The 22417-nt window shown below is 69.7% G+C and carries 19 protein-coding genes and 2 pseudogenes; 8 read left to right on the top strand and 13 right to left on the bottom strand.

The window, feature by feature from the left end:
• Positions 1-203: pseudogene (locus tag ITP53_RS25910) on the top strand (hypothetical protein); the annotation flags it as partial.
• On the opposite strand, the gene ITP53_RS61240 reads toward ITP53_RS25910, so the two are convergent.
• From ITP53_RS61240 to ITP53_RS25885, 5 genes and pseudogenes are all read right to left on the bottom strand, one after another.
• Positions 128-538 carry a WD40 repeat domain-containing protein gene (locus tag ITP53_RS61240; RefSeq protein WP_195898044.1) on the bottom strand — a complete coding sequence of 137 codons (411 nt, stop codon included), beginning with the start codon at positions 536-538 and terminating at the stop codon, positions 128-130. The pseudogene ITP53_RS25910 and the gene ITP53_RS61240 sit on opposite strands and share 76 nt — an antisense overlap.
• Positions 539-870: 332 nt before the next feature.
• Positions 871-3453 carry an FtsX-like permease family protein gene (locus tag ITP53_RS25900; protein WP_195898043.1) on the bottom strand — a complete coding sequence of 861 codons (2583 nt, stop codon included), beginning with the start codon at positions 3451-3453 and terminating at the stop codon, positions 871-873.
• Entirely contained in the window at positions 3450-6482 is a 3033-nt protein-coding gene (locus tag ITP53_RS25895) for an ABC transporter permease (protein ID WP_195898042.1), read from the bottom strand. Before ITP53_RS25895 ends, ITP53_RS25900 begins: the two co-directional genes overlap by 4 nt.
• A 126-nt stretch (positions 6483-6608) precedes the next feature.
• The gene (locus ITP53_RS25890) at positions 6609-7301 is read right to left on the bottom strand and encodes a class I SAM-dependent methyltransferase (RefSeq protein WP_195898041.1); all 693 of its coding nucleotides are present in this window, start codon (positions 7299-7301) and stop codon (positions 6609-6611) included.
• 180 nt (positions 7302-7481) lie between these two features.
• Positions 7482-7573: pseudogene (locus ITP53_RS25885) on the bottom strand (IS5/IS1182 family transposase); the annotation flags it as partial.
• Positions 7574-7608: 35 nt separating this feature from the next.
• Here ITP53_RS25885 and ITP53_RS25880 point away from each other — a divergent pair.
• The 3 genes from ITP53_RS25880 (at position 7609) to ITP53_RS60430 (ending at position 9185) form a co-directional block, all read left to right on the top strand.
• Positions 7609-8406, top strand: coding sequence for a thymidylate synthase (locus tag ITP53_RS25880; RefSeq protein ID WP_195898040.1), 798 nt, complete (start codon positions 7609-7611; stop codon positions 8404-8406).
• Positions 8403-8861 (top strand): dihydrofolate reductase, encoded by a 459-nt coding sequence (locus ITP53_RS25875; RefSeq protein ID WP_195898039.1) that lies wholly within the window; start codon positions 8403-8405, stop codon positions 8859-8861. Before ITP53_RS25880 ends, ITP53_RS25875 begins: the two co-directional genes overlap by 4 nt.
• Before the next feature lie 171 nt (positions 8862-9032).
• Entirely contained in the window at positions 9033-9185 is a 153-nt protein-coding gene (locus ITP53_RS60430; RefSeq protein WP_328815755.1) for an aromatic-ring hydroxylase C-terminal domain-containing protein, read from the top strand.
• A gap of 418 nt (positions 9186-9603) precedes the next feature.
• Here ITP53_RS60430 and ITP53_RS25870 read toward each other — a convergent pair whose 3' ends face one another.
• The 3 genes from ITP53_RS25870 to ITP53_RS25860 all read right to left on the bottom strand — a co-directional run bounded on the left by ITP53_RS25870 (position 9604) and on the right by ITP53_RS25860 (position 12759).
• Positions 9604-11145, bottom strand: coding sequence for an OmpA family protein (locus ITP53_RS25870; protein WP_195898038.1), 1542 nt, complete (start codon positions 11143-11145; stop codon positions 9604-9606).
• Between the two features lie 235 nt (positions 11146-11380).
• On the bottom strand, positions 11381-12424 hold the full coding sequence (locus tag ITP53_RS25865) for a hypothetical protein (protein WP_195898037.1): 1044 nt from the start codon (positions 12422-12424) through the stop codon (positions 11381-11383).
• Positions 12421-12759, bottom strand: a complete 339-nt coding sequence (locus ITP53_RS25860; RefSeq protein ID WP_195898036.1) for a hypothetical protein — start codon at positions 12757-12759, stop codon at positions 12421-12423. Before ITP53_RS25860 ends, ITP53_RS25865 begins: the two co-directional genes overlap by 4 nt.
• 118 nt (positions 12760-12877) lie before the next feature.
• Between ITP53_RS25860 and ITP53_RS25855 the strand changes: the two genes are divergently transcribed.
• Entirely contained in the window at positions 12878-13858 is a 981-nt protein-coding gene (locus tag ITP53_RS25855) for a TetR/AcrR family transcriptional regulator C-terminal domain-containing protein (RefSeq protein WP_328815750.1), read from the top strand.
• 99 nt (positions 13859-13957) lie between these two features.
• Here the strand turns inward: ITP53_RS25855 and ITP53_RS25850 are convergent, their stop codons facing one another.
• The gene (locus tag ITP53_RS25850; protein ID WP_195898034.1) at positions 13958-14152 is read right to left on the bottom strand and encodes a rhodanese-like domain-containing protein; all 195 of its coding nucleotides are present in this window, start codon (positions 14150-14152) and stop codon (positions 13958-13960) included.
• Positions 14153-14351: 199 nt separating this feature from the next.
• Between ITP53_RS25850 and ITP53_RS60425 the strand changes: the two genes are divergently transcribed.
• Together ITP53_RS60425 and ITP53_RS25840 are read left to right on the top strand one after the other, a co-directional pair.
• Positions 14352-14708 (top strand): DUF305 domain-containing protein, encoded by a 357-nt coding sequence (locus ITP53_RS60425; protein ID WP_195898033.1) that lies wholly within the window; start codon positions 14352-14354, stop codon positions 14706-14708.
• Between the two features lie 336 nt (positions 14709-15044).
• A complete protein-coding gene (locus ITP53_RS25840) occupies positions 15045-17753 on the top strand; it encodes a heavy metal translocating P-type ATPase (RefSeq protein WP_195898032.1) in 2709 nt (902 codons plus the stop codon).
• A gap of 36 nt (positions 17754-17789) precedes the next feature.
• On the opposite strand, the gene ITP53_RS25835 is transcribed toward ITP53_RS25840, so the two are convergent.
• The 4 genes from ITP53_RS25835 to ITP53_RS25820 form a co-directional block, all read right to left on the bottom strand.
• Positions 17790-17948: a hypothetical protein gene (locus tag ITP53_RS25835; protein ID WP_195898031.1), complete on the bottom strand. Its 159-nt coding sequence runs from the start codon at positions 17946-17948 to the stop codon at positions 17790-17792.
• Positions 17949-18073: 125 nt separating this feature from the next.
• Entirely contained in the window at positions 18074-19003 is a 930-nt protein-coding gene (locus ITP53_RS25830) for a C40 family peptidase (RefSeq protein ID WP_236051181.1), read from the bottom strand.
• Positions 19004-19440: 437 nt separating this feature from the next.
• Positions 19441-20274, bottom strand: a complete 834-nt coding sequence (locus ITP53_RS25825; RefSeq protein ID WP_195898029.1) for a F510_1955 family glycosylhydrolase — start codon at positions 20272-20274, stop codon at positions 19441-19443.
• 93 nt (positions 20275-20367) lie between these two features.
• Positions 20368-20742, bottom strand: coding sequence for a BlaI/MecI/CopY family transcriptional regulator (locus tag ITP53_RS25820; RefSeq protein WP_195898028.1), 375 nt, complete (start codon positions 20740-20742; stop codon positions 20368-20370).
• Between the two features lie 915 nt (positions 20743-21657).
• On the opposite strand from ITP53_RS25820, the gene ITP53_RS25815 reads away from it, so the two are divergent.
• Positions 21658-22266, top strand: a complete 609-nt coding sequence (locus tag ITP53_RS25815) for a DUF305 domain-containing protein (RefSeq protein WP_195898027.1) — start codon at positions 21658-21660, stop codon at positions 22264-22266.
• Positions 22267-22417: the final 151 nt, after the last annotated feature.

The following is a 22417-nucleotide window of genomic DNA, read 5'->3' as shown; positions in this document are numbered from 1 at the left end:
TGGAGCAGGCGTGGTCCGCGGGCCAGCGCGAGTGGCTCGCGCTGTCCGGCCGCAGCAAGCTGACCACGGCCACGAACAGCGAGCACTACATCTACCTCGACCAGCCCGATGTCGCCGTCCAGGCCATTCAGCGCGTCACCGCGCAGGCCGCACACCAGCGTCCGTCGGCGCTCACCGCCACCGCGAAGACCGGATCGGTGTGACCGAAGAGCTCCCGCTGCCCCTCGCCGGTCGCCAGACCCCACACGCGGATGACCGTACCGTCTCCGGTGAGCCCGATCCGGCCGTCGGCACTCATCGCAAGAGCCTCGACCCGGTCGGCGTCGCCACGCAAGACGTGCGGGCACCGTCCCCGCTCGACATCCCAGACCCGCACGGTACCGTCCAAGCCGCCTGCCGACAGTGCGACCCGATCGTCATCGCTGAGGACGAGGTTGCTGATATATCCGCTGTGACCCTCCAGAAGGTGGCGCCGCCTGCCCTCGATCACGTCCCACACCTGAACGGCATGACCATCCGTGCTGCGGTTCAGCACCATCAGGGCCTCCCGGCCCGCCACGCGCGGTGCGGCCGCGTGCTGTTGCGGGGGTTGGTGCGGTGCGGGTGCAGGGCGCCCAGCCCTCGTCGCACGGTGGCCGGGTCGCGCGGCGTTCACAGGCCGGTGATGGTGACCGGGCAGCACCCGATCAGCGCCACCCGGACGGGGCCGGCCGTGGGCCCTTTGACGCCGACGACCACGCTGCTGCCCTGGCAGCGCGAGCGTGGCGTCCGTAGCCCGGCTCCGCCCTTTGGACTCGACGCCGAGGGCCTGCGCGAATGGCCGGGCGGCGTCCTTTCCCCGCGCCGGCTGACTCGGGCGGGGTGTCCGGGTCAGGGGTCGCCCACGCGGAGGGCGGCGTCGAGGTTGCGGCGGCGGCTCATGGCGGTGTGCACGTACGCCCCGAGCACGGCGCACAGCCCCAGCCCGGCCGCCAGCGCCACGGGCGTGAGCAGGCCCGGCGTGTGATCGGCGACGGGCAGGCCACCGGCGAATGCGGACATGTCCACGCCCGGCCCGAGCGCGGCCGGCAGGGCCAGGCCCAGAGCCAGGCCCACCGGCGCCGTGACGAGGACGACGGGCAGCAACTCCAGCAGGGTCAGCCGCCGGGCCTGCCGGTCGGACAGCCCGAGCGTACGCAGGAGCGACACCGCCCTGGCCCGCCCGGCCGCCCCGACGACCAGCGACAGGACGATCGCGACCAGCGCGTACGCCCCCAGCGCCACCGTCACCACGACCATCGTCGTGCGGACCGTCCCGGTGAGCGGGTCGGCCTGTATGGCCGCCAGCGCCGCCTCCTGCGTCTCCACGGTGGCCGACGGGACCAGCCGCGCCAGCTCGACGGGCGAGATGTCGCCCTTGATCAGCAGCGTGTCAGCCGCGGGCCAGGGCAGCACCTCCCGCGGCACGAGGACGAACTGCCCGCTGGAGTAGAAGCCGGGCACCGCGTCGATCATGCCCTGGGCGGTCAGCCGCACCGGCGACAGCCACATGATCTCGAAGGCGCCCCGGCTGCCCAGGGCGGGCGAGAGCAGCGCGGACGTGTCCCCGGACAGCGCGGGCAGGCCGATGGGCGCATCCTCGTTGACCCGCCCCCACTGCACGAGGTCCACGGCGACGGCGTACGGCCGCTCTCCGGTGGCCCTGATCTGCACCCGGCCCGTCAGCGCGAGCGCCACCTGCTCGACGCCGGGGGCCCGGCGTACCCGCTCGACGGCGTCGGGCGGGATGTTCGCGACCGACGTCAGCTTGATCGGCGCGCCCACCTTCTGCCAGGACGCGAGCCGCTGCGTGGTGGTGATCCCGTCGTGGACCACCGCGGCGAACACCGACAGGCTCAGTGCGGGCAGCAGGATCAGCACCGGCAGCGCGCCCGTGGACCGCCCCCTGGCCGCCCTGGTCAGTCCCAGGAACGGCAGGGCCGCCCGCCCTCGCGCGGTCAGCCGGACGAGCAGCCGCAGCGGGTACGGGTAGCACCGCAAGGTGATCAGCGCGGCCGCGAGCGTCAGCGCGACCGGGATCAGCAGCAGGAACGGATCCTGCTGCGCGGTGCCGGACGGCCCCCGGGCCCTCAGCAGGTACGCCCCCGCCAGCGCGAGCACGACGACCAGCGCCTCCACTGTCACCCGCCGCGCGGACGGCCGGGCGGTGACCAGGTCGGCACGGCGCTCCCGCAGCGGCGCACGATGCGCGAGCATCAGGCGTGCCATGGCGAAGGCCACGGCGGTGACGAGCACGACCGCCGGTCCGAGGTGCACGATCGGCAGCACGGGCCCCGGCAGGAGGAACGACAGGGCGTACCCGGCCAGGGCCGCGGGCCCCACCGTGAGCGCGGTCAGCGCGGCCCCGGCCGCCGCCACCTGCCACAGCGCGGCGCCGCGCGCCCGCGCCAGGGCCATCGTGCGCTCCATCCGGTCGGTCAGCAGCCGCACGCCCAGCGCGATCACCCCGAGCGCGACCGCGAACAGGCCGCCGAGCACCAGGTACGTGACGGTCTGCGCGGCGGACAGCGCGGCCAGGAAGCCGGCGAGCAGCTGGGGCAGCCCGGTGACCAGGCGGTAGCTGGTGGTGCCCGTCCCCTGGACGTCCACCTGCCGCTGGAACTCGGCGACCGCGGCTTCGACGCCCAGCACGTCCAGGGTGCTCGCGGCACGCCCGTCGAGGGGGAGGACCCAGCGGTAGGCCAGGGTACCGCCCTTGTTGGTCAGCGCGCTCAGTCCGTCGTCCGACATCAGCGTCGTGGTGTGGAACTCCTCCGGCCCGTCCGCCGGCACGACCCTGGTGACGTGCAGGACGTCGGCGTCGTGGCTCCAGGAGCGGTCGGCCGGGTCCTTGGCCCTGAAGACGCCGACGATCTTCGCGGCGGTGTGCACGCTCTCGCCGAGCATCCTGGTCTGGCCGACGCGCAGCCCCATCCGGGCCACGGCCTCCTCCACGACGCCCACCTCGATGACCGGGATCGTCGCACCCAGGTACCGCATGGTGGACGGCTTGCCGGGCGCGCGGCCCCGCACCCAGTCCACGCGCCGGCCGGCGTCGGACAGCCAGCCGAGGTTGACGAAGGCGCGGGTCCCGCTCGTCTCGTCGACGGGCGTGCGGTAGGTCTTGGCGCTGATGTGGCCGCCGGGCCCGATCAGGGGCCGCAGCGCCGCCGGGAGGAGTCGACGCCAGTCGAGGTCGCCGCCCTCGAACTCCGCGCGTGAGTGCAGCTCCCCGGCGGGCAGGGCCGGAGTCCCGGTGACGGTCAGGTCGATCCGCACCGCGGCGGCCTCGGCCAGCGACCGGCGCAGCGCCTCGTCGAACGACGCCTGCATCGTCCTGGGCAGCCCGGCGACGAGCAGGCAGGCGACCGCCGTCAGCACGACGAGCAGCGCCGACGTGCCCGCGTGCGCCCGGAGGCCCAGGGGGATTCTCACCGCTCCTCCAAGGTCTGTCCCCGCCACCCGCGCCTGGCCAGCCCGGCGACGATCGCGACCAGCACCGCCGTCACCAGGGCCAGCATCGCGGCGACGGCCGCCCACGGAATGTGGAACAGCACGCCGGGCGTGACCGCCGACGCCTGCCCAGTCAGTACGACGCGCGGGACCACCAGGTTCCCGACGACCACGGCGAGCCCGGTGCCGGCCGCGAGCGACAGCCCGATGACGAACGCCTGCTCCGTGGCCAGCATCCCGAGCACCTGGCGGGAGCCGGTGCCCAGCGCCCGCAGCACGGCGAACTCGGCCCGCCGCTCCCGCGCCGCGACCACAGCGTTCACCAGGAACCCGAGCACCGCGAACCCCAGCGCCGCGGCGAACCCCAGGGTCAGCGCGCCCTGCAGCGCACCGGCCAGCGGATCGTCACGCAGCTTGGCCGCCAGCTCCCGCCGGTCGACCGCGGTCACGTCCCATTGGGGGTTGCGGCGGAGGATCTCCCGCGCGGGCGCGGTGTCGGCGGCGGCGAGCCACCATTCGGTGGCGGGCCGGGACGGCTGCGCCGCGGCCAGCTCGTACGCCTGCAGCGTCTCCCAGTCGGCGAGCACGGCCTGCTGGTCCGGGGCGCTCGTGGGCATGCTTGTCACGATGCCGGCAACCTCGACCCGCACGACCCGGCCGGCGAGGCGGACTGGCCCGCTCTGCCCGACGTCCAGCTTGAGCGCGGCGGCCAGGCCGGAAGTGAGCACCACGGGCAGCGGACCGGGCTCCCGCGACGGCCCGAAGGCGATCACGCCCTGCGGGTGAGCAACGGCCCCGGCCACCGGCACGTCCCGGCCGTCCGCGCTCAGCCCGGTCAGCCTCAGGCCGGCCTGCTCGCCCGCCACGAGGCCGCGTACCGACAGCGGGTAGGTGATCGTGCCGGCGCGTCCGGCCAGCGGGGCCAGGTCGAGTTCGATCCGGTTGCCGCCCTCCCGCAGGTCGTCGAGCGGCAGGTCGTGCCACACGCCCAGCGCGTCGGACAGCACCAGCCGGGCCGGCACGGCGGCGCGTGACTCGACCCGCACGGTGAGGGCGCGCGGCCGTCCGGGCAGCTCCAGCCGGCCCGCCCGATCTCCGGCGAGGGCCGCGGACAGCTGCGCGACCGTCCGCGCCGAGAGGTCGGGGCGCAGGCGGAACAGCTCGCCGAGCCTCCCCGCGTCCAAGGCGAGAAGCAGCGAGCTCTCGCCGCCCACCGCGGTCGGCGCCCGGAAGGCGGGGGAGGCGGCGGTGACGCCGGGCAGCGCCGTGAACGCCGTGCCACGGCCGAGCGCCCCCAGCTCGGGCCCCTCGGCCGGCCCCGACAGGCGCAGGTCGGCCGCCGCCTGGTGATCGGCCTGGTCGAGTTGCGAGGCCTGCCAGGTGGAGGTGGTGGCCATGGAGATGACGCCGATCGCGATCGCCAGGGTCAGCAGCAGCGCGGGGCCGGCGTACTTGAGCGGCCGCCTGCTGACCTGCCAGGCGCCCAGCGCGGGGGCGAGGGTGGGCCGGCGCGAGGTCAGCCGCTCGGCCAGCCGCGACACGCGCGGCACCAGCCGCAGCCCCAGCAGGCCACCCGCGAGCAGGGCCAGGGCCGGGCCGGAGATGATCAGCGGGTCGATGCCGAGCCCGCCCGCCGCCGTCGCGGTGACCGCCGCGCCGTAGCGCTGGAGCTGCCAGATCGCCAGCGCGGCCACCGTCAGCAGTGCCAGGTCCGCGCCCGCCCCTTGGATCAGCCCGCGCCGGCCGCCGCGGCCGCGCGCCGACTGCTCCTCCACATACGTGCGCCGCGCGCCCGCCACGGCCGGCAGCGCCAGCAGCACGGCCGCGGCCAGCGCCACCCCGGACGACACGAGGAAAGTGCCCAAATCCGCCTGCGGCGCCAGCCGCACCCCCGAGGCCCTGATCCAGGGCAGCAGGCTGATCAGTGCGAGCAGCGGCGGCCCGAGGAACGGCGCCACGATCGCGCACGGGACCGCCACCAGCAGCGCCTCGCCTCCCGCCAGCGCCGCCAGCCGCGCCGTGCCCGCGCCGCGCGAGCGCAGCAACGCCATCTCCATGCGACGGTGGCCGGCCAGCAGCCGCGCGGTGAGCATCAGCGCGTACGCGGCCAGCAGCAGCAGTTGCAGCACCGGGATCAGCACCATGGAGCGGGCCACCAGGGACGCGGTGTCGAGCTGGGTGAGGAGCTCGGGCAGGTCGCCGGCGGTCAGGCAGTTCACGCAGCCGGCCGTCGACAGCCGCTCGCCCACCCGGCCGACGGCCTCGGCCAGCGGGCGCAGCCGCTCGGGCGTCAGCGCGCCGAGATCCGGCTCGGCCGCCCAGACGGCCTTCACGCCGGTGGCGAAGCGCGCGACGAACGCCTCCTGCGTCACCATCAGGGGCCCGTACGTGGTGTACTCGCCGCGCTCCACGCCCCTGCTCAGCAGCTCCTCACCGGCCCAGCGCTCACCCACGGGGTCGTCGAGCCGTAAGACGCCGACGACGCGGACCTGGACCGGGTGCCCGCCGAGCCGCGCCTTCGTGACGAACTCCCCGCCGAGCTCGAACCCGGTTGCCGCGGCCGCCGACTCCGAGATCGCCGCCTCGACGGCCTGCCCGCCGGTCCGCGGCCACCTGCCCGCGACCAGCCGGGCGTGCCGGTCGAGCCCGTCGTGGCTGCCGAATCGCAGCAGCTCGGGCAGCTTCTTGCCGTCCTGCCCCGGCATGACGTACGAGTCCGAGCGCAGGCTGGTGGTGACGGCCGGCGGCGCTCCGTAGGCCGCGGCGAGCTCGTCGCGCACCATCCGGTCGTACTGCGGGAAGGTCTTGGCGTCGACCTGGGCGGTGATCATGGTGGTCGTCTGGCTGTACGAGGCCGTCTCCATCGCCCTGCGCACACCCGCGCCGGCGATGGAGGAGGCGTACATCGTCAGCGCCACCAGCGTGGTCGTCGTCAGCAGGATCGAGCCGAACGCGGCCAGGAGGAGCAACGGCTCACCGAGCGCCCGCTTGACGACCAGCGGCCCCCGCATCGTTCCTCTCTTTCCCCGATGACTAGACCTTCGGGTCCGGCAGGACTGAGGGCAAGGGTGATGACGAACCTGATACGCGCATGTGATCGACCGAGGGCGCCCTCGACAAGGCCCCCACCGAATCGTTCAACTCCACCCTGAAGGTCGAATACGTGCACTGCTTGTGTTTGCCGCTGTAGTACGGCCGCAGCGCATCAGCAAGTGGCCGCGGCGGAATCGTTCATCCTCCAAAGGCTCGCGCAACATCCGCCCCACCTCGACGAACTCTTCCTTGCGGGCCAGGTCGGCCAAGTCGTCGATCGGCCACCGGTAGGCCGGCGTGACCTTGTGGTCGAACTGCAGCACCGGACCGCCCTCGGATTCGAAGAAACCGAGCAGGAGGTAACCACCCGGAGCCAGCACCCGGCGGAACTCGGCGAAGTACGGCGGCAGCTCCGGTGGCGGGATGTGGATGGCGGAGTACCAGGAGAGCAGACCGCCCAACTCGCCGTCGGCCACGTCGAATGCGCCCATCGAACCGACCTCGAAACGCAGGTCAGGATGGTCTTTGCGGGCGATGTCGATCAGCGCGGGAGACAGGTCGATGCCGAAGGCGTCCAGTCCGAGGTCACGCAGGTGCGCCGTCATGTACCCGGGACCGCAGCCGGCCTCGGCGACGGGCCGGGGTCCGCCGGCCCGTACGAGTTCGGCGAAGGCGCCGACTATCGCGCGATCCAGTGGCAGACGGTCGAGCGAGTCTCGGGCGAGGTCGGCGTAGAGGTCGGCGACGGCGTCGTAGGCGGCCGCCGTCGCGGTCAGATAGGGGGAGGATTCGGCCATGGCGGACGACTGTAGTTCATCGGTCGGCTAAGGTCGTCGATCACCGACAGGTCGGCGCGTCCGTTCCGTTCCGGTCGGCTGACCGCGACCTCAACGAGTGCGCTTTTACATCTTGGGGAACGGTCCTCTTCGACGAGTTGCAGCACCAGGATCGCGTGCACGAGCGCGGTCGCGCGAGGTGTCGATCAGGCCGACCGTACGAGCGGCGGTCACATCGTGCACGGCAGTGCGGGTGAAGCCCACACCAGTCGGCCCATGGGATCGGCCGGCAGTTACACGTTCATTCCAAGTGGTTAGGCTTGCGGGCATGCCGGACACGCAGTACGAAGACCTGCTCCGCCACGTGCTCGACACGGGCGCCCGTAAGGAGGACCGCACCGGCACGGGGACGCGGTCAATCTTCGGTCACCAGCTGCGCTACCGGCTGTCCGACGGCTTCCCGCTGATCACAACGAAGAAGGTCCACTTCCGCTCGATCGCCTATGAGCTGCTGTGGTTCCTACGCGGCGACGCGAACGTCACGTGGCTCCGGAACAATGGCGTCACGATCTGGGACGAGTGGGCGGCGCCGGACGGTGATCTCGGCCCGATCTATGGCGTGCAGTGGCGGTCGTGGCCGACCCCGGACGGCGGGCATGTCGACCAGATCAGCGAGGTGCTGCGCACGCTGCGCGAGAATCCCGACTCTCGGCGGATCATCGTGTCCGCGTGGAACGTCGCCGACATCCCGCGGATGGCGCTGCCGCCCTGCCATGCGTTCTTCCAGTTCTACGTCGCCGACGGCAAGCTGTCCTGCCAGCTCTACCAGCGAAGCGCGGACCTGTTCCTCGGCGTGCCGTTCAATATCGCGAGCTACGCCCTGCTGACGCACATGATCGCCGAGCAGGTAGGCCTCGGCGTCGGTGACTTCGTCTGGACCGGAGGCGACTGTCACATCTACGACAACCACGAGGACCAGGTCCGCACGCAGCTCGCACGCGAGGCGCGGCCGTTCCCCATGCTTGGCCTGAAGCCGGCGGACAGCCTGTTCGACTACACCTACGAGCACATCGTGCTCGACGGCTACGACCCGCACCCCGCGATCAGGGCATCGGTGGCGGTGTGATCGGGCTGGTCTGGGCCCAGTCGGCGAACGGCGTCATCGGCCGCGACGGCATGCTGCCGTGGCACCTGCCAGAGGACCTGAAGCACTTCCGCTCCCTGACTGCGGGCGCGACCGTGCTCATGGGCCGCCGCACGTGGGAGTCGCTGCCGCCACGGTTCCGGCCGCTGCCGGGCAGACGCAATCTTGTGCTGTCGCGCACGCCGCAGGAGGGCGTGGAAATGTTCCCCGACCTGCAGCAGGCACTCGCCGCGGCGTCCGAGGACGTGTGGGTGATCGGTGGCGCAGCCGTGTATCGGGCGGCGCTGCCCATCGCGGACCGAATCGTGGTCACCGAGATCCGGGAGTCCTTCGAAGGTGACACGCACGCACCGGACGTGGGACGCTCGCCGGACTCCGTCGGGGCGTGGCAGGAGTCTTCGACTGGGCTGCACTACCGGTTCCTGACCTGGGACTGAGGTCAGAAAGACTCGGTGGTTGTGGCCGGACCGGCCGAGCAGGTCAGCGACGGCAGGAAGATCGACAAATAAGTTCAGAGAAGCCTGCCTGACCTGCCCGATGTCCCTGACGACCGCCGAGTTCCTGCCCCAGCACCGTCGCCAGCGCACTGAACTGCCGAACGGCACCCGATCGGCGAGTTGGCTGGTCTACTCATCCGCCCGGACGGCTACGTCGCCTGGGCCTCCGCGGTAGTCGACCCCGAGGGCCTGCCGGATGCCCTCACTTCCTGGTTCGGGGTGCCCGCCGCGGCAGCGGCAACTACTGCTGCCGCACACCACTAGGGGCATACAGATGATTAACACGCGGATGTCTTCGGCGAGGACACGGGCGTGCAGGACCCGCAGCAGACCTGGCGGAGTGGGAGCGGACGTGATGTGAGTGCCGTGCTGGGCGAGTAGTGCGCCGATGCTTCGTTTGGGGTGGCTGGCCGAGGCTGATCAGAGGTAGGGCCTGGTGATCAGTTCGATGGCGTGGCCGGCCGGGGTTCTTGAAGGAGACGCCGTGTCCGCCGCGCTCGGTGTCGGTCTGCCCCGGACGCTTCATCTGGAGTCGGCCCAGTGCTCGAGGCCGGCTGGCCTGCCGTGACGGTGCGGCCCACCGTCCGCCTGGAGCGGACGATGGGCAAGCGCTCCCATCGTGAGGCGATCCCTTGTGGTCGGCCACCGGACCTCCATGCCGGGCTGTAATCCCCGGATGCCGTTACTGGATGGGGACGTGGAGGTCGCGGAACGGGCCGATCTTGACCTTGAGGGTGTCGGCGGTGTCGGGCAGGGCGAAGAGGTTCCAGAACTCGCGGGTCTGGCCCGGTGCGAACTTCTCGGTGCTGATGCGGACGCCGGAGACGTCTGTGCATGCGCAGTAGAAGTCCACGCCGTCGTCGGTGGGGACCTCCAGGCGGCCGGGCAGGTACTGGCGGCGGGCGGCGACGTCGGTCACGCGGACGTTGCTTGCGGCCTGGTACTTGTACGCCTCCCAGTCCTGAGCGAGGTGAAGGTCCCTGAACCAGGTCTCGGCCGATCCCTCATTGGTGATCTTGTAGGTGAGCAGGCCGAGGCCGCCGGGCAGTCGGCGCAGGCCCGCGACCTCCATGGCGATGGGCTGGCCGTCCGCCTTGGTGGTGCCGGTCAGGCCGGTCGCGCCGGGAGAGGTCGTGGCCACCGGTTCCTGGGGAGCGGGCTGAGGTTTGGGGAAGGTCACCGTGACGCGGCGGTTGCGGCGTTTGCCCTCATCGCTGTCGTTGCTGTAGAGGGGGCGGCGCGAGCCGTACCCCTTGGCCTGGAAGCGGACCCCGTCCCTGGACAGCAGCGCCGACAGGGCGTCCTGTACCGCCTGGGCGCGGCGCAGCGACAGTGGGTCGTTGATGGCGTCGTTTCCGGAGGAGTCGGCATGGCCCGCCACCGTCACCACTGTGGCGGGGGAGGCGTCGATGAGCTTGGCCGTGCGGGCCATGATCGACTTGGCTTCGGGGGTGAGGGTGGCCTTGTCCACCGCGAACAGCACGTCGGAGGAGAGGTTGACCTGCAGGTCCTTGCCGTCGTCTGCGGTCTCCTCCGATTTGTCCAGGGATTCGGAGGGGAGGATGAGGCGGCGGGTGAGCGGGGTGACGGGCTCGGCGTCGGGGTCGGGAAAGTCACCGGTCGGAGCTTCGTCGCTGATGGGCACGTTGAGCATCGGCGGGCCCACGGGGGTGACGACGGTGGTCGTCGCAGGGTTGCCCGACGGTGCGGGCAGCACCGCGTAGACGGTGATCGACTGGCCAGGGTCGATGAAGTGGCCGAGGCCGTCGCGGTCCTGGTCGCTGCACAGGCAGGGGGAGCCGGCGGGTTGGTAGGGCAGGAGCCAGGTGCGGGCCTGCGCGTCGAGGACGCCGATGCCGGAGGCCCACTTGATCTCGCCGAGGGGGCGGGTGCGGTCGCCCATCTCGCCGGCCCAGGACAGGTGCTTGTCGGTGCCGGTGTTGGACAGGCGGATCTGGGCGATGAGGTGCTTGCCCTTGACGCGGTTGAGGCCGACGACCTCGACCTTGAGGTTCTCGGTCATGGTACTGCGGGTTTCGGCCAGGGCGGGTCGGGTGTCTTGACCCGATGCCGTGGCGGTGGCGGGCGGAGCGCTGGTGGCCGGGGCACTCGACGCCGGCGCGGTGGTGGCGGGCGGGGGCGCGGCTTCCTGCATCGGCAGCACCCCGCACCCGGCCGCCGCGAACGTGAGTAAGGCGCTCAGGGTCAGGATTCGGCTAGGCATGGGGGAATTTGTGTGACGTTCGAAATGACAGAGCTTGGTCATGGTCCTCAACTGCGGTTGATGGGGTCGATCGCGAGCGGGCCGGGACCGGCGCAGCACCTTGCTCGCCTCCTCTACCTCGTGTACCTCGTGCCGCTCGGCGGCAGGCGCCGCGTCAGCGACTCTAAACGGGTGTCGAAGCGGCTGACGCCGACCCGACACCCGTTCGACGTCCACGCGGCGCGAGTCTTCGTTCTCATCGAGCCACGGTATGGTCCCGGCTCAAGGACCCGACGGGCCCGCGAGGCGGCGTGCCGGGCGAGTGCCCGTCGCTGGCGGGCGCCACCTCGCGGCGGGCGGCCGAGATGGCCAGAGCCGCCAGCAGTGCGGTCACGACTACCGTTACGGCGAGCGCGGTCCACGTAGCCGCGTCGGGGTGGACCAGTGACTGGCCGCGCATCGCCTGCCACGTCGTGATGGCGAACAGCGCGGTGTAGCCCAGGATGACGACCCCGGTCAGCTGGGCGCGCACGCGTTCGCTGCGCAGCCAGCTGATCCGGGCCGCGAGGGCGGTGAGAAGCAGCACCGCGAGCACGAACACCTGGACGGAGTGCAGGCCGATGAAGTGCGGAACGCGCAGGTCGCCACCCACGGTGCTCCAGTTCGTGATCGGCATGCCGTCGCCGTCCGGTGCCCCGACCCCGTGCTGCCCCAGCAGCGTGACCGGGTTCCCGTAGGCGTCCTCGGCCGTCCGTGGCCCGGTCGCGGCCCACCCACGGATGAAGGACGCCAGCGCCATGCCGATGACGGACAGCACGATCCCGACGCGCAGGGCCCAGGTGAGTGCCGTGTCGCCGACCCGCTGGAACAGCAGCATGACGGCGATGAGCAGGCTCGCCCCGAACAACCCGATCACGCCTGAGGAGAAGACCACCTGCCCGATCTGGTTGAACGCATCGGTATTGACATTGAAATGGCTGTAGGTGCCGCGGGCGGCCTGCACCGCGATGAAACCGACGTCGATCAGCCCGGTGACGGCGAAGGCCGTTCCGAGGGTCCACATCGTGCGCCTTGCCCGGCGAAGCTTCGGCAACAGCCAGGCGAGCGTCGCGCCGTAGATGACGAACGACACCCCGAACTTCAACGGCTTCGCCCAGATCGATGCCTGCATGAGCTCACGACCGTCGGCGAAGAGACCGAAGCTCGCGACGACGACGAGCGCGGACATCGCCGCCACCATGATCATCAACGGTCGATGCCACGACCGCACTTCGGCGAACGAGCCGGACAACTGATTCATACGATCCCCATTCCGGTGTCGCCCATGCTGGTGGAGGCTGCGCCGAGCATCATTGGAGCGAACCACCCTCGATCCGGTGGGCAGAACCGCGGCACGAGTGGGCGGCGCACCAGTTCTGTGGTGCCCGCTGTGTTGCCGGGAAGGAGCCGGCGCGCCAGGAAGCTCGGGACCACCTCGGGCGCGTCCGGATGCTCCGTGCCGGGCGCCCGGCCTGTGGTCGGCTCCAGCCACTGCGAGGGGACGAGCTGACGGGCAACGGAATCGCTCAAGAACGCTTCGGCAAGGACGTCCAGCACCGCATGCCGCACGGATGCGTACGGTGTATTTAGCGTCATGCGCACATGGTAAGCCCGACTACGCGAAATGCTTGCACAATCGGTCTTGTGGACCCCAGAAAGTGTACTAGTACGCGGAAATTGAACTAGTACACTTGCCGCAGCGCAGGACACCCATATGGATCGAGGTCCCATGCCGTCGTCAACGCAACGTCCGGATCCGCCCTACCGGCGGATCGTCGCGGAGTTCCGTTCCCGGATTCTGACCGGCGACCTGCGGCCAGGCGATCGGATGCCCTCGATCCGGCAGATCGCCCAGCGAGGGGGCGTAGCGGTCGCGACCGCGACGAAAGTGATGGCTGCTCTCCGCGACGAAGGGCTGGTCGAAACGAAGGTCGGCGCCGGCACGGTGGTCAGCATCCGTACGGTCCAGGAACAGCCGGCCGGCCCGACCACGCCGCCAAGCCCGCGGCGAGCCGACATCCCGAAGCAGACACTGAACCGCGAGCACGTACTCCAAACCGCCATCGCGATCGCCGACCTTGAAGGACTCGACGCCGTATCCATGCGGCGACTGGCGACGGAACTCGACGTCGGTGCGATGTCGCTGTACCGGCACGTGGCGAACAAGGACGAACTGGTGACGCAGATGGTCAACGAAGTCTTCGCCGAACCAGAGCTACCGATCCCCGGGCCGGAGGGGTGGCGAGCCAAACTCGAACTGATCTCCCGCCGACAATGGGAGCTGGGGCGCCGACATCTCTGGCTGCCCAGGGCCGTCTCCTTCACGCGCCCGTTGCTCGTGCCCAACATGATGGCTCACACCGAGTGGACCCTGCGCGCGCTCGACGGGCTCGGGCTGCCCATGACGACGCGAATCCGTGAGGCACTCACGCTACACGCGCTGGTCGTCACCATCGCCCTGTCCATGGCCGACGAAGCCGAAGCGGAGGATGAGACCGGAGTGACGCTCACCCGGTGGCGGCTCGCACAGCAGGGCCGGGCGGACGAACTCCTCGGCCGCGGACGATTTCCTCTCCTGGCCGCGATTCCCGAGGAAACGGTGTCGGACCTGGACGGGCTGTTCGAGTACAGCCTCGCACGCCACCTCGACGGTTTCGCTGCCATGCTGGACCGAGAATCCCGAACGCGGTCATGAAGGCCGCCACTTCCCGACGTCGAGCACGATTATCGTTGCCGTGCGGGCCGCCATGGCGGCGATCACGGCGACGGAGGGCAGGTTCCTTGGCGTCTTCAGTCAGATCGTGCCCAGCGAGATCTCCCCGATGTGTCGCTCGATGAGGGGGAGTGGCAGGTGTGTCCCGCCGTCGATGGGGCCCGCGTCCCACTCGTTGCCGAGGCGGACGTCCACGATCACCTCGGGTGCCGGCGGCGTGACCTGGTCCTCCCCGTGGACCGCGTCGGCCAGGTCTGCAAAGCTCGCGGTAGGCACGGTGCACAGTTGCGATAGCCGAGGAAGATCCTCAACCGACTCCAGAGACTGAACGTCGGCTGTCCAGTCATCGGGCAGCCGACCTGGCTTGCCGCTAGGAGACGAGACACGGTAGCGATTCCCGTTCGGGGTAAGTATGGGCTGGTCGGCATACGCATACTCGCAGGTTGACATCCTTGCGATCGGGGGTTCAGAGCCCATGATCATCAAATCGGCGGTTACCCGCCTCACATCCTTTGCGGCGGGCGTGCTGGTCCTCGTCGCCTGTGGCGATGTGCCGGTGAGCCAGGATATGTCTGCCGTATCCCGTGCTGTCCCCGTCACGACGACAACGAGCGCTCAGCCGAGCGCCGATTTCAATGACGCGGACGTGATGTTCGCGCAGATGATGAGCATGCACCACGAGCAGGCGGTCGAGCTGGCCGATCTGGCTGATACGCGGGCGGCCGACAAGGAGGTCAAGGCCCTGGCGGAGAAGATCAAGGCCTCCCAGGAGCCTCAGATCGAGACGATGGATCATGCCGGGTCAATGGGCGGCTTTCTCCGCTCCTCCTGACCTCGTCACAGGCTGTGATGGGACCTTCGACCCTGCCACTCGGGACTTTCTGCCGTTCCAGCGGGATCACCGGTAGGACAGACTCGACACAGACCTCCTACTTTCGATAGTAGAACGGCGGAGGAATCCATGATCAAGAAATCGCGCTGCCGCTGTGGCGACCGCAGCGGCGCGGGTGGCAATCTGGGCCGGCGCGCCGGTTAGCACGGTCCTCCTCGTGGCAGTCGTCCTGATGTGCCCGGTGATGATGCGGTCCATGGGCGGCCACCAGGCTGACCACGGGCACCAGGTGGCGGAACACGACCGCGCGCGAGAGTCGAAGGGTGGCGATGTCTCATGATCGGAACCGACTGGGTGGTCATCGTCGCATCCGCTGGGTTGGTCGCATTCCTCGCCTGGTATTTCTTCGGCCCGAGAAAGAGCCGCCTCGCCGACCTGCACGGCGGTGTGCAAGAGATCCACGTCGCCGTCAAGGGCGGCTACGCGCCTGACGTCATCCGCGCCCGCCAGGGCGTCCCTCTGCGTCTGGTCTTCGACCGGCACGAGAGCGGCGAGTGCACCTCGCACGTCGTATTCCCCGACTTCAACATCGACCAGGTGCTGCCAGCCTTCCAGTCCACCGCCGTGGAGCTGACCCCGTCCGAGGCCGGCGAGTACGGCTTCGTCTGCGGCATGAACATGGTGCGCGGCCGCCTCATCGTCGAACCAGGCCCGAACGGGCAGCCTGCGCGCGGCGAGACGACCGCGGACGGACACTCTGAGGACGCAGCCGCCCAGGCAGTGGCCAGCACGCCGGTCCTCACCGAAGACGACACCGACACCGAGGCGGCGGACCGGCGGGCGGAGATCCGGGACCTGTCGCGGCGCGTGCTGATCGGAGCGGTCCTGACCGCGCCGGTGGCGGTGGCGGTGATGGCGCACGAGTTCTTCGGCGCCACCTGGATGCCCGCCTTCCTGCTGGATCGCTGGGTGCAGCTCGCGCTGATCACGCCGGTGATGTTCTACGCCGGCTGGCCGATCCACCGGGTCGGCTGGCTGAGCCTGCGCCACCGGGCCGCGGAGATGAACAGCCTCATCACGCTCGGTACCTGTGCGGCTTACGGCTACAGCCTGCTGGTCACCATCGCACCAGGGTTGCTACCGGCTGAGCTGCGTGAGGTGTACTTCGAGGCCGTCGGCGTCATCCTGACGCTGATCCTGCTCGGCCGCTTGTTGGAGGCGCGCGCGAGGGCGGGCACCGGCGAGGCCATCCGCAAGCTGATTGGCCTGCAGGCCAGGACCGCCTGGGTACGCCGCGACGGCGCCGAGCGCGAGATCCCCATCGCCGACGTGGCGCCCGGCGACCTCGTGATCGTCCGGCCCGGAGAGAAGGTCCCGGTGGACGGCTTGGTCGTGGACGGCCGCTCCACGCTGGATGAGTCCATGGTCACCGGCGAATCGATCCCGGTGGGGAAGGAGCCGGGCGACGCGGTGGTGGGCGCGACCGTGAACCAGACCGGCGCGTTCACGTTCCGGGCCGAGAAGGTCGGCGCGCAGACAGTGCTGGCCCAGATCATCCGCCTGGTCCAGGCGGCGCAGGCGTCCAGAGCCCCCATCCAGCGGCTGGCTGACCTGGTGTCCGGCTACTTCGTGCCCGCGGTCATGGCCATCGCCGTGGTCACGTTCGCGGTCTGGTATGTCGCCGGGCCCGCGCCGGCGTTCACCCTCGCCCTGGTTGCGGCGGTGGCGGTGCTCATCATCGCCTGCCCCTGCGCCCTGGGCCTGGCCACCCCGCTGTCGATCATGGTCGGTACGGGCAAGGGCGCCCAGGCCGGCATCCTGATCCGGGACGCGGCGGCCCTGGAGACCGCGCACAAGCTGGACACGATCGTGCTGGACAAGACCGGCACCATCACCCGCGGTCGGCCGGCGCTCACCGACGTCGAGCCGACCGGCGCCTGGACCGCCGATGACCTCCTGCGCCTGGCCGCCTCCGCCGAACGCTCCTCCGAGCATCCCCTCGGCCAGGCGGTCGTCACCGGCGCCACCGATCGCGGCCAGGCACTGACGGACCCGTCGGAATTCGACTCGGTCACCGGCAAGGGCATCTCCGTCACCGTCGAGGGCCACCGCGTGCTGGTCGGCGGCCGTCGGCTGCTGTCCGTCGCCGGAGTGGGGACCGAGGCGCTGGAGACGCCCACCGACCGGCTCGCCGCGGCCGGCCGCACCCCGATCATGGTCGCCATCGACGGCGAGCCTGTCGGGGTGCTCGGCGTTGCCGACACCGTCAAAGACGACTCCCGTGACGCCGTCGCCGCGCTCCAGCGGCTCGGCTTGAACGTCGTGATGATCACGGGCGACAACCAGCGCACCGCCGAGGCCATCGCCCACCAGATCGGTATCACCCGCGTGCTGGCCGAAGTGCTCCCCGAGCACAAGGCCGCCGAGATCGCCCGGCTCCAGAGCGAAGATCGGCGCGTCGGCATGGTCGGCGACGGCATCAACGACGCCCCCGCCCTGGCCCAGGCCGACGTCGGCTTCGCCATCGGCACCGGCACCGACGTGGCCATCGAGGCCTCCGACATCACCCTGATCTCCGGCGCGCTCGCCGGAATCGTCACCGCAGTGCGCCTGTCCCGGGCCACCATGCGCAACATCCGCCAGAACCTGTTCCTGGCCTTCGTCTACAACGTCGTCGGCATCCCCGTCGCCGCGGGCGTCCTGTACCCGTTCCTGGGCATCCGGCTCTCGCCTGTCATCGCCGCCGCCGCGATGGCCCTGTCATCGCTGTCGGTGGTCGGAAACGCCAACCGGCTACGCCGCTTCACCCCGCCAGACCTGCTGCCGACGCCCGAGCCCCCGGCTGGCCAGGCCGTCACCGTCGAGACCGGGAAGGAGCCGGACCAGGCCGTCGACCCGGTCTGCGGCATGAGCGTCGATCCTGCCACCGCCGCCGCCTCTATCGAACGTGACGGCAGCACGTACTGGTTCTGCTCCACCCGCTGCCGCGACTCCTTCACCGCGCAGGGACCGCTGTCACACGCCCGGCCGAGCAAACGGCGCTAGCCCCGGCGGGGCGCAAGTTACTGGCGCTGCCGATCTTCATCGCTTCGGCCGCGGCCTGGGAATATGGATGTTGGTCACGCGCGGTGCGCAGCAGGGATGACGCGTGGTGAACGAACCGACCTTCTCCATGATGCAGAACTTCCTGGCTTCCGCCGTGGTCACCCAGCCCTGGGCGTCGGTCAGGGGCACGTTCACGCTGCGCTGCCCCGTGGCGAGGGCTTCGGAGATGGCTACGCTGAGAAGCCTGCACGTAGATGATCGCTGGGTCACTCGGATCAGTGGCGGCTACTTGTCCAGGGCTCGCATCAACGCGCTGACCATCATGGGCGGACTGCGCCGAGCAGGCGGTTGCGCCAGTAGTCGTCGAGGTCGACCACTTTGATGATGTCGCCGGTCTGAGGCGCGTGCACCATTTTTCCGTTGCCGGCGTACATGCCCATGTGTCCGAGACCATTGCTGAAGAGCAGGTCTCCGGGTTGTAGCGCGTCCAGGGGGACACGGCGGCTGGCGCCCCATGCCCATTGGGTCCAGGTCGTCCGGGGCAGCTCGACTCCGCCGGTGCGCCAGGCGGCTTGGGTGAGACCGGAGCAGTCGTAGGAGCCGGGCCCGGTGCCGCCGTACCGGTAGGGCTTGCCGACCTGGGCGAAGGCGAACTGGAGCGCGCTACGGGCGTTGCCGGAGGCAGGACCGGTGTACTGGATGCCTGGGCTGTTGGGATCACCTGTCTGGAAGGTGCCCAGCCGTCGCAGGAGCTTGGTCTGTTCGTCGACCAGTTTGTCCACTTTCGCTTTCTCTCCGCGCACCTTGTCGCGTGCATCGTCGGTCTCTGTCAGGACGCGTTCGGCTTCGGCGCGTCGATCGCGCAGTTCCTTGGTGGTCGCCTCGTAGGCACGGACCTTGGCCGCTCTGTCCTGCGCCAGTTGCTCGAGAGAGGCGATGCTGCTCAGGGTCGTTTCTGGGTTGGTCTGGAAGGCGAATCCCTGCCAGCGCTCCAACGGGCCGGACTGGTAGCCGTTGATCGCCATCGTGGCGAGTTCCTGGCGGAGAACCTTGGCCTGGGCGTCTTTGCGGCCGAGCTCGGTGTTCAGGGTGTCGTACTTCTTCTTGGCCTTCTTGTACGCCTCGGTGGCCTGGTTGTACCGCTCGACCAGCTGATCTGCCTGCTCGTTGAGCTTCACCAGCTTGGCTCTGACCTTGGCGGGCGATGGGTCGGCGAGAGCGCCGCCAGGGGCTGCGGCCAGTGCGATCAAGGCTAACGCCGTGGCTACTGCTGTTCGCCCCAGCCTCGTCCACATGGCCACTACGATGCCTCCTCGTAAAGCTCCGAACCTGGGCCGAAATAGTACAGAAGGCAGGAAGGATAGTGCCCTGTTCCGCGCAATTTCGCCAGGTAGAGAGGTTTACTATTGGTGATAGCTGATCTCCGTCTCACCTGTGGATACGCACGCAACCGGCATGGCGTTCATGAGAGCAACAACGCGCCCTGCTGAAGGAACTGGTCGACGTCACGATCGCCGGCGAGCGGGTAGCCCGCGGCCCGCAGCCCGCCCAACGCTGGGGGCGCACCTCATGACCTGGCAGTGAGTACGGTGAGGCGCCCCGGATGCGTGAAGCCCGTGGTTCTTCGCCACACGCCCGCTCATCGCCCAGACGCTGAGTCGGTGGGCCACATCCTCATGGACAGCCATCAGCTTGCGGGGGAGAAAGCGGTGGTGAACGACTTGCCGCCGTCCTTGGAGACCAGCACCGTGCCGTCCTCCATGGCGGCCAGCAGGCGCCGGCGGTCCACGGCCGTGAACGCGGCTGCCTGTCCGGGGAGCTTGCCGACGGCCGACCAGGTCTTACCGGCGTCCTGGCTGATGTGGATCTGGCCGTCGGCTCCGGCTCCAACGAGCACGTCGCCTGTGACGACGTCGATGTGGCTGAGGAGGGGGGCCTTCGTGACGTCGTTGTATTTCAGCCCGCCGTCCTCGCTGACCTTCAGCCCGTCGGGTGTCGTGGCGTAGAGGCGCGACGGTTGCCCGGTGTCGGCTCCGAGGTCGATCACCTTCTCCTCCGTGCCCTGTGTCCAGGTGGCGCCGCCGTCGATGCTGCGCCAGACCTTCGAGGTCTGGCTGTCGTAGGCGTACAGGTTGTCGCCGGCGGGCTGGATGGAGTGGAAGTCGGCGGAGCCGTCCTCCGAGAGTGTCTTCCAGGTGAGTCCGGCGTCGGTCGATTTGATGAGGCCGAGGTGCGGCGGGCGTTCCGGCGAGACGTCCTCGGCCGAGGGGTGCCCGCTGGCCAGGAACGTCTTCGGCCCCGTGATGGTGAAGCCCATGTGGTCCTGGTCGCGGTCCGAGCCCCGGGTGGCCGTCGCGGGTGAGGTGATCTTGAAGAGTCCGTAGTGGCCCGCGACGTAGAGGGCCCCATCGGCCGGGTCGATGCCGAGCCCGTGCACGTGACCTATTCCCAGGTCCCGATCGGTCGTTTCGCCCGGCTCCTGCGTCGCCTGGCCGCAGGCTGCCAGTGCAACGCCCAGCACGACTCCCGCAGTCGGCCCAAGCGGCCCTTCTCAGCAGTTTCGGCAGCACCAGGGCCGCGAAGACGCCGTACAGGGCCAGGACGATCGCCACGGTCATGAGCTGCGTCCTCCCGGCGGGAACACCTGGAGCGCCGCCTCCAGAGCGCCGGCCTCCTCGGGACTGAGCCGCTCGAGGAAGTGCACCAGTGTGGCCGCCCTGTTGCCGCTCCTGGCCAGTGACTCGCGCATCACGTCGGCAGTGTAGGCCTCCTTGGACGACACCGCCTCGTAGATGTAGGCCCGGCCGACGGGCTTACGCTTGAGCAGACCCTTGGTGTGGAGATTGTCCATCACGGTCATGACCGTCGTGTAGGCCAGGGTGCGGTCCTGCAGGAGACGCTCCAGGACGTCCCGGACCGAGGCCGGTCGCCTGATGGCCCACATGTGATCCATGATCGTGGACTCGAGCTCGCCTAGACCACGCACCATTTGACAGTCTCCTCCACCTGCGATCTGCTCGATGCTACCGGCGATCGTAGATGCGGGCCAGGAGTGCGTTCCCTCACGCCAGGGAGCCCTGGCGATCACCTGCCACGATGGCGCGTTTGATGCGGATCAGGTCCTTGGGCGCGTTCACCGCGACCGCGCCGACGAGGACGCCGTCCTTGGCGACGGCGATGGCGAAGCGTCCCTCGCCGGGGGTCTCCGGCGCGTGATGCCGTAGAAGAGGCCGGCTACGAACTGGCCTCCGCCTGACCGGGTCTCAATGAGGATCGGCGGGAGCTCCCGGTGAACGATTGAGAGCCGGGTACCGTACATCGGTGTGTGGCGGCACCCGGGCGGCTTCTGGTAGGTGCTACGAGCCGTGTTAGTACACTGACAGTCATCGTGACGTGCCGATGACCTGTGAGGGCGGTGGGACCTATGCGGCGACGTCGTGCAGTGCACGTGGTGCGTGCTGTCCTGCTCGTGGCCCTTGCCCTGGGCGTGTGTGGCATGCATACCCTCGGACACCTGCACGGCCAGCACGGCGCCGCGTCCGGTACCGCACACGCCATGGAGGTTGACCCAATACCTCTTTCGGCGGTTCCCGCTGGGATTCAGGCATTCATTCCGGACCATGTACCCGGGTTCGACCCGACGGACGTGTGCCTGGCCATCCTGGTGTCGCTCATCGTTCTGCTCCTGAGCGCTGGCTGGACCAGAGCGGGACGGCAGAGCGATGCGAGGGGTGGGATGCTCTCACCAGCCCGGCAGGTTGCGCGCCCCCCACCGAAACTCACATCCCAGCGTCTTGCCATTCTCTCGATGTTGCGGATATAGGCCGACAGCCCGCGTGGACAGGGTTCCAGCCTGCCCGCGCACAGGCCGACAGTTCCGACACAATCGAGAGAACAAACAGCAATGCGCATCAACCGCAAGATGTCTGTCGCCGTCGCGGCAGGAGCTCTCGCTCTGGTGACCGCCTGTGGTGGAAACAGCGACTCCATGGCCGGGCGCGAAGGGATGGGAAGCAGCAGCGCGCCTGCCGCCACCACCGCCGGCGCACAGCCCGCCGGCACATTCAACGACGCGGACGTCATGTTCGCGCAGATGATGATCCCGCACCATGAGCAGGCGGTCGAAATGGCCGACCTCGCGCCGGCGCGCGCGGCCGACCCGGAGATCAAGGAGCTCGCGGCAAAGATCAAGGCCGCCCAAGATCCGGAGATCCAGACCATGAAGGGCTGGCTGACCGAGTGGGGCAAGCCCTCACCCGAGGGCGGCATGGGACACGAGATGCCCGGCGTCATGTCGGAGGAGGACATGACCAAGCTCAAGGCCGCCAAGGGAACGGAGTTCGACAAGCTGTTCGCGCAGCAGATGATCGCCCATCACAACGGTGCGATCGAGATGGCCCGCACCGAGCAGGCCAATGGCTCGAACCCTCAGGCCAAAGAGCTGGCCACGACCATAGAAACCACGCAGCAGGTCGAAGTGGAGCAGTTGCAGAAGATCCTCGACCGGCTCTGACCTCGTGACCCGTCCGAGCGCTCACCGCGCTCGGACGGGTCACGACTCATCGGAGCGGATGATTGCGAGAGCGGTGTCGAGAGCCTGGTGCTCGTCTGCCGTGAGCCGTTCGAGGAAGTGGATCAGCGTGACGGTCTGGGTTCCTTAATCG

Origin of the sequence: Nonomuraea cypriaca (genome assembly GCF_015645445.1) — a bacterium.
GTDB classification, from domain to species: domain Bacteria; phylum Actinomycetota; class Actinomycetes; order Streptosporangiales; family Streptosporangiaceae; genus Nonomuraea; species Nonomuraea cypriaca.
The sequence above is the reverse complement of the archived record's forward strand: the minus strand, read 5'-3'. Positions and strand labels throughout refer to the sequence as shown.

Excerpts from the sequence above, each read along its gene's own strand:
- ITP53_RS25840 (WP_195898032.1), top strand. The coding sequence starts at position 15,045 with ATGATCGGAACCGACTGGGTGGTCATCGTCGCATCCGCTGGGTTGGTC.
- ITP53_RS25890 (WP_195898041.1), bottom strand. The coding sequence starts at position 7,301 with ATGGCCGAATCCTCCCCCTATCTGACCGCGACGGCGGCCGCCTACGAC.
- ITP53_RS25865 (WP_195898037.1), bottom strand. The coding sequence starts at position 12,424 with ATGAATCAGTTGTCCGGCTCGTTCGCCGAAGTGCGGTCGTGGCATCGA.
- ITP53_RS25895 (WP_195898042.1), bottom strand. The coding sequence starts at position 6,482 with ATGCGGGGGCCGCTGGTCGTCAAGCGGGCGCTCGGTGAGCCGTTGCTC.
- ITP53_RS60425 (WP_195898033.1), top strand. The coding sequence starts at position 14,352 with ATGATCATCAAATCGGCGGTTACCCGCCTCACATCCTTTGCGGCGGGC.
- ITP53_RS25880 (WP_195898040.1), top strand. The coding sequence starts at position 7,609 with ATGCCGGACACGCAGTACGAAGACCTGCTCCGCCACGTGCTCGACACG.
- ITP53_RS25870 (WP_195898038.1), bottom strand. The coding sequence starts at position 11,145 with ATGCCTAGCCGAATCCTGACCCTGAGCGCCTTACTCACGTTCGCGGCG.
- ITP53_RS61240 (WP_195898044.1), bottom strand. The coding sequence starts at position 538 with ATGGTGCTGAACCGCAGCACGGATGGTCATGCCGTTCAGGTGTGGGAC.
- ITP53_RS25815 (WP_195898027.1), top strand. The coding sequence starts at position 21,658 with ATGCGCATCAACCGCAAGATGTCTGTCGCCGTCGCGGCAGGAGCTCTC.
- ITP53_RS25820 (WP_195898028.1), bottom strand. The coding sequence starts at position 20,742 with ATGGTGCGTGGTCTAGGCGAGCTCGAGTCCACGATCATGGATCACATG.
- ITP53_RS25855 (WP_328815750.1), top strand. The coding sequence starts at position 12,878 with ATGGATCGAGGTCCCATGCCGTCGTCAACGCAACGTCCGGATCCGCCC.
- ITP53_RS25860 (WP_195898036.1), bottom strand. The coding sequence starts at position 12,759 with ATGACGCTAAATACACCGTACGCATCCGTGCGGCATGCGGTGCTGGAC.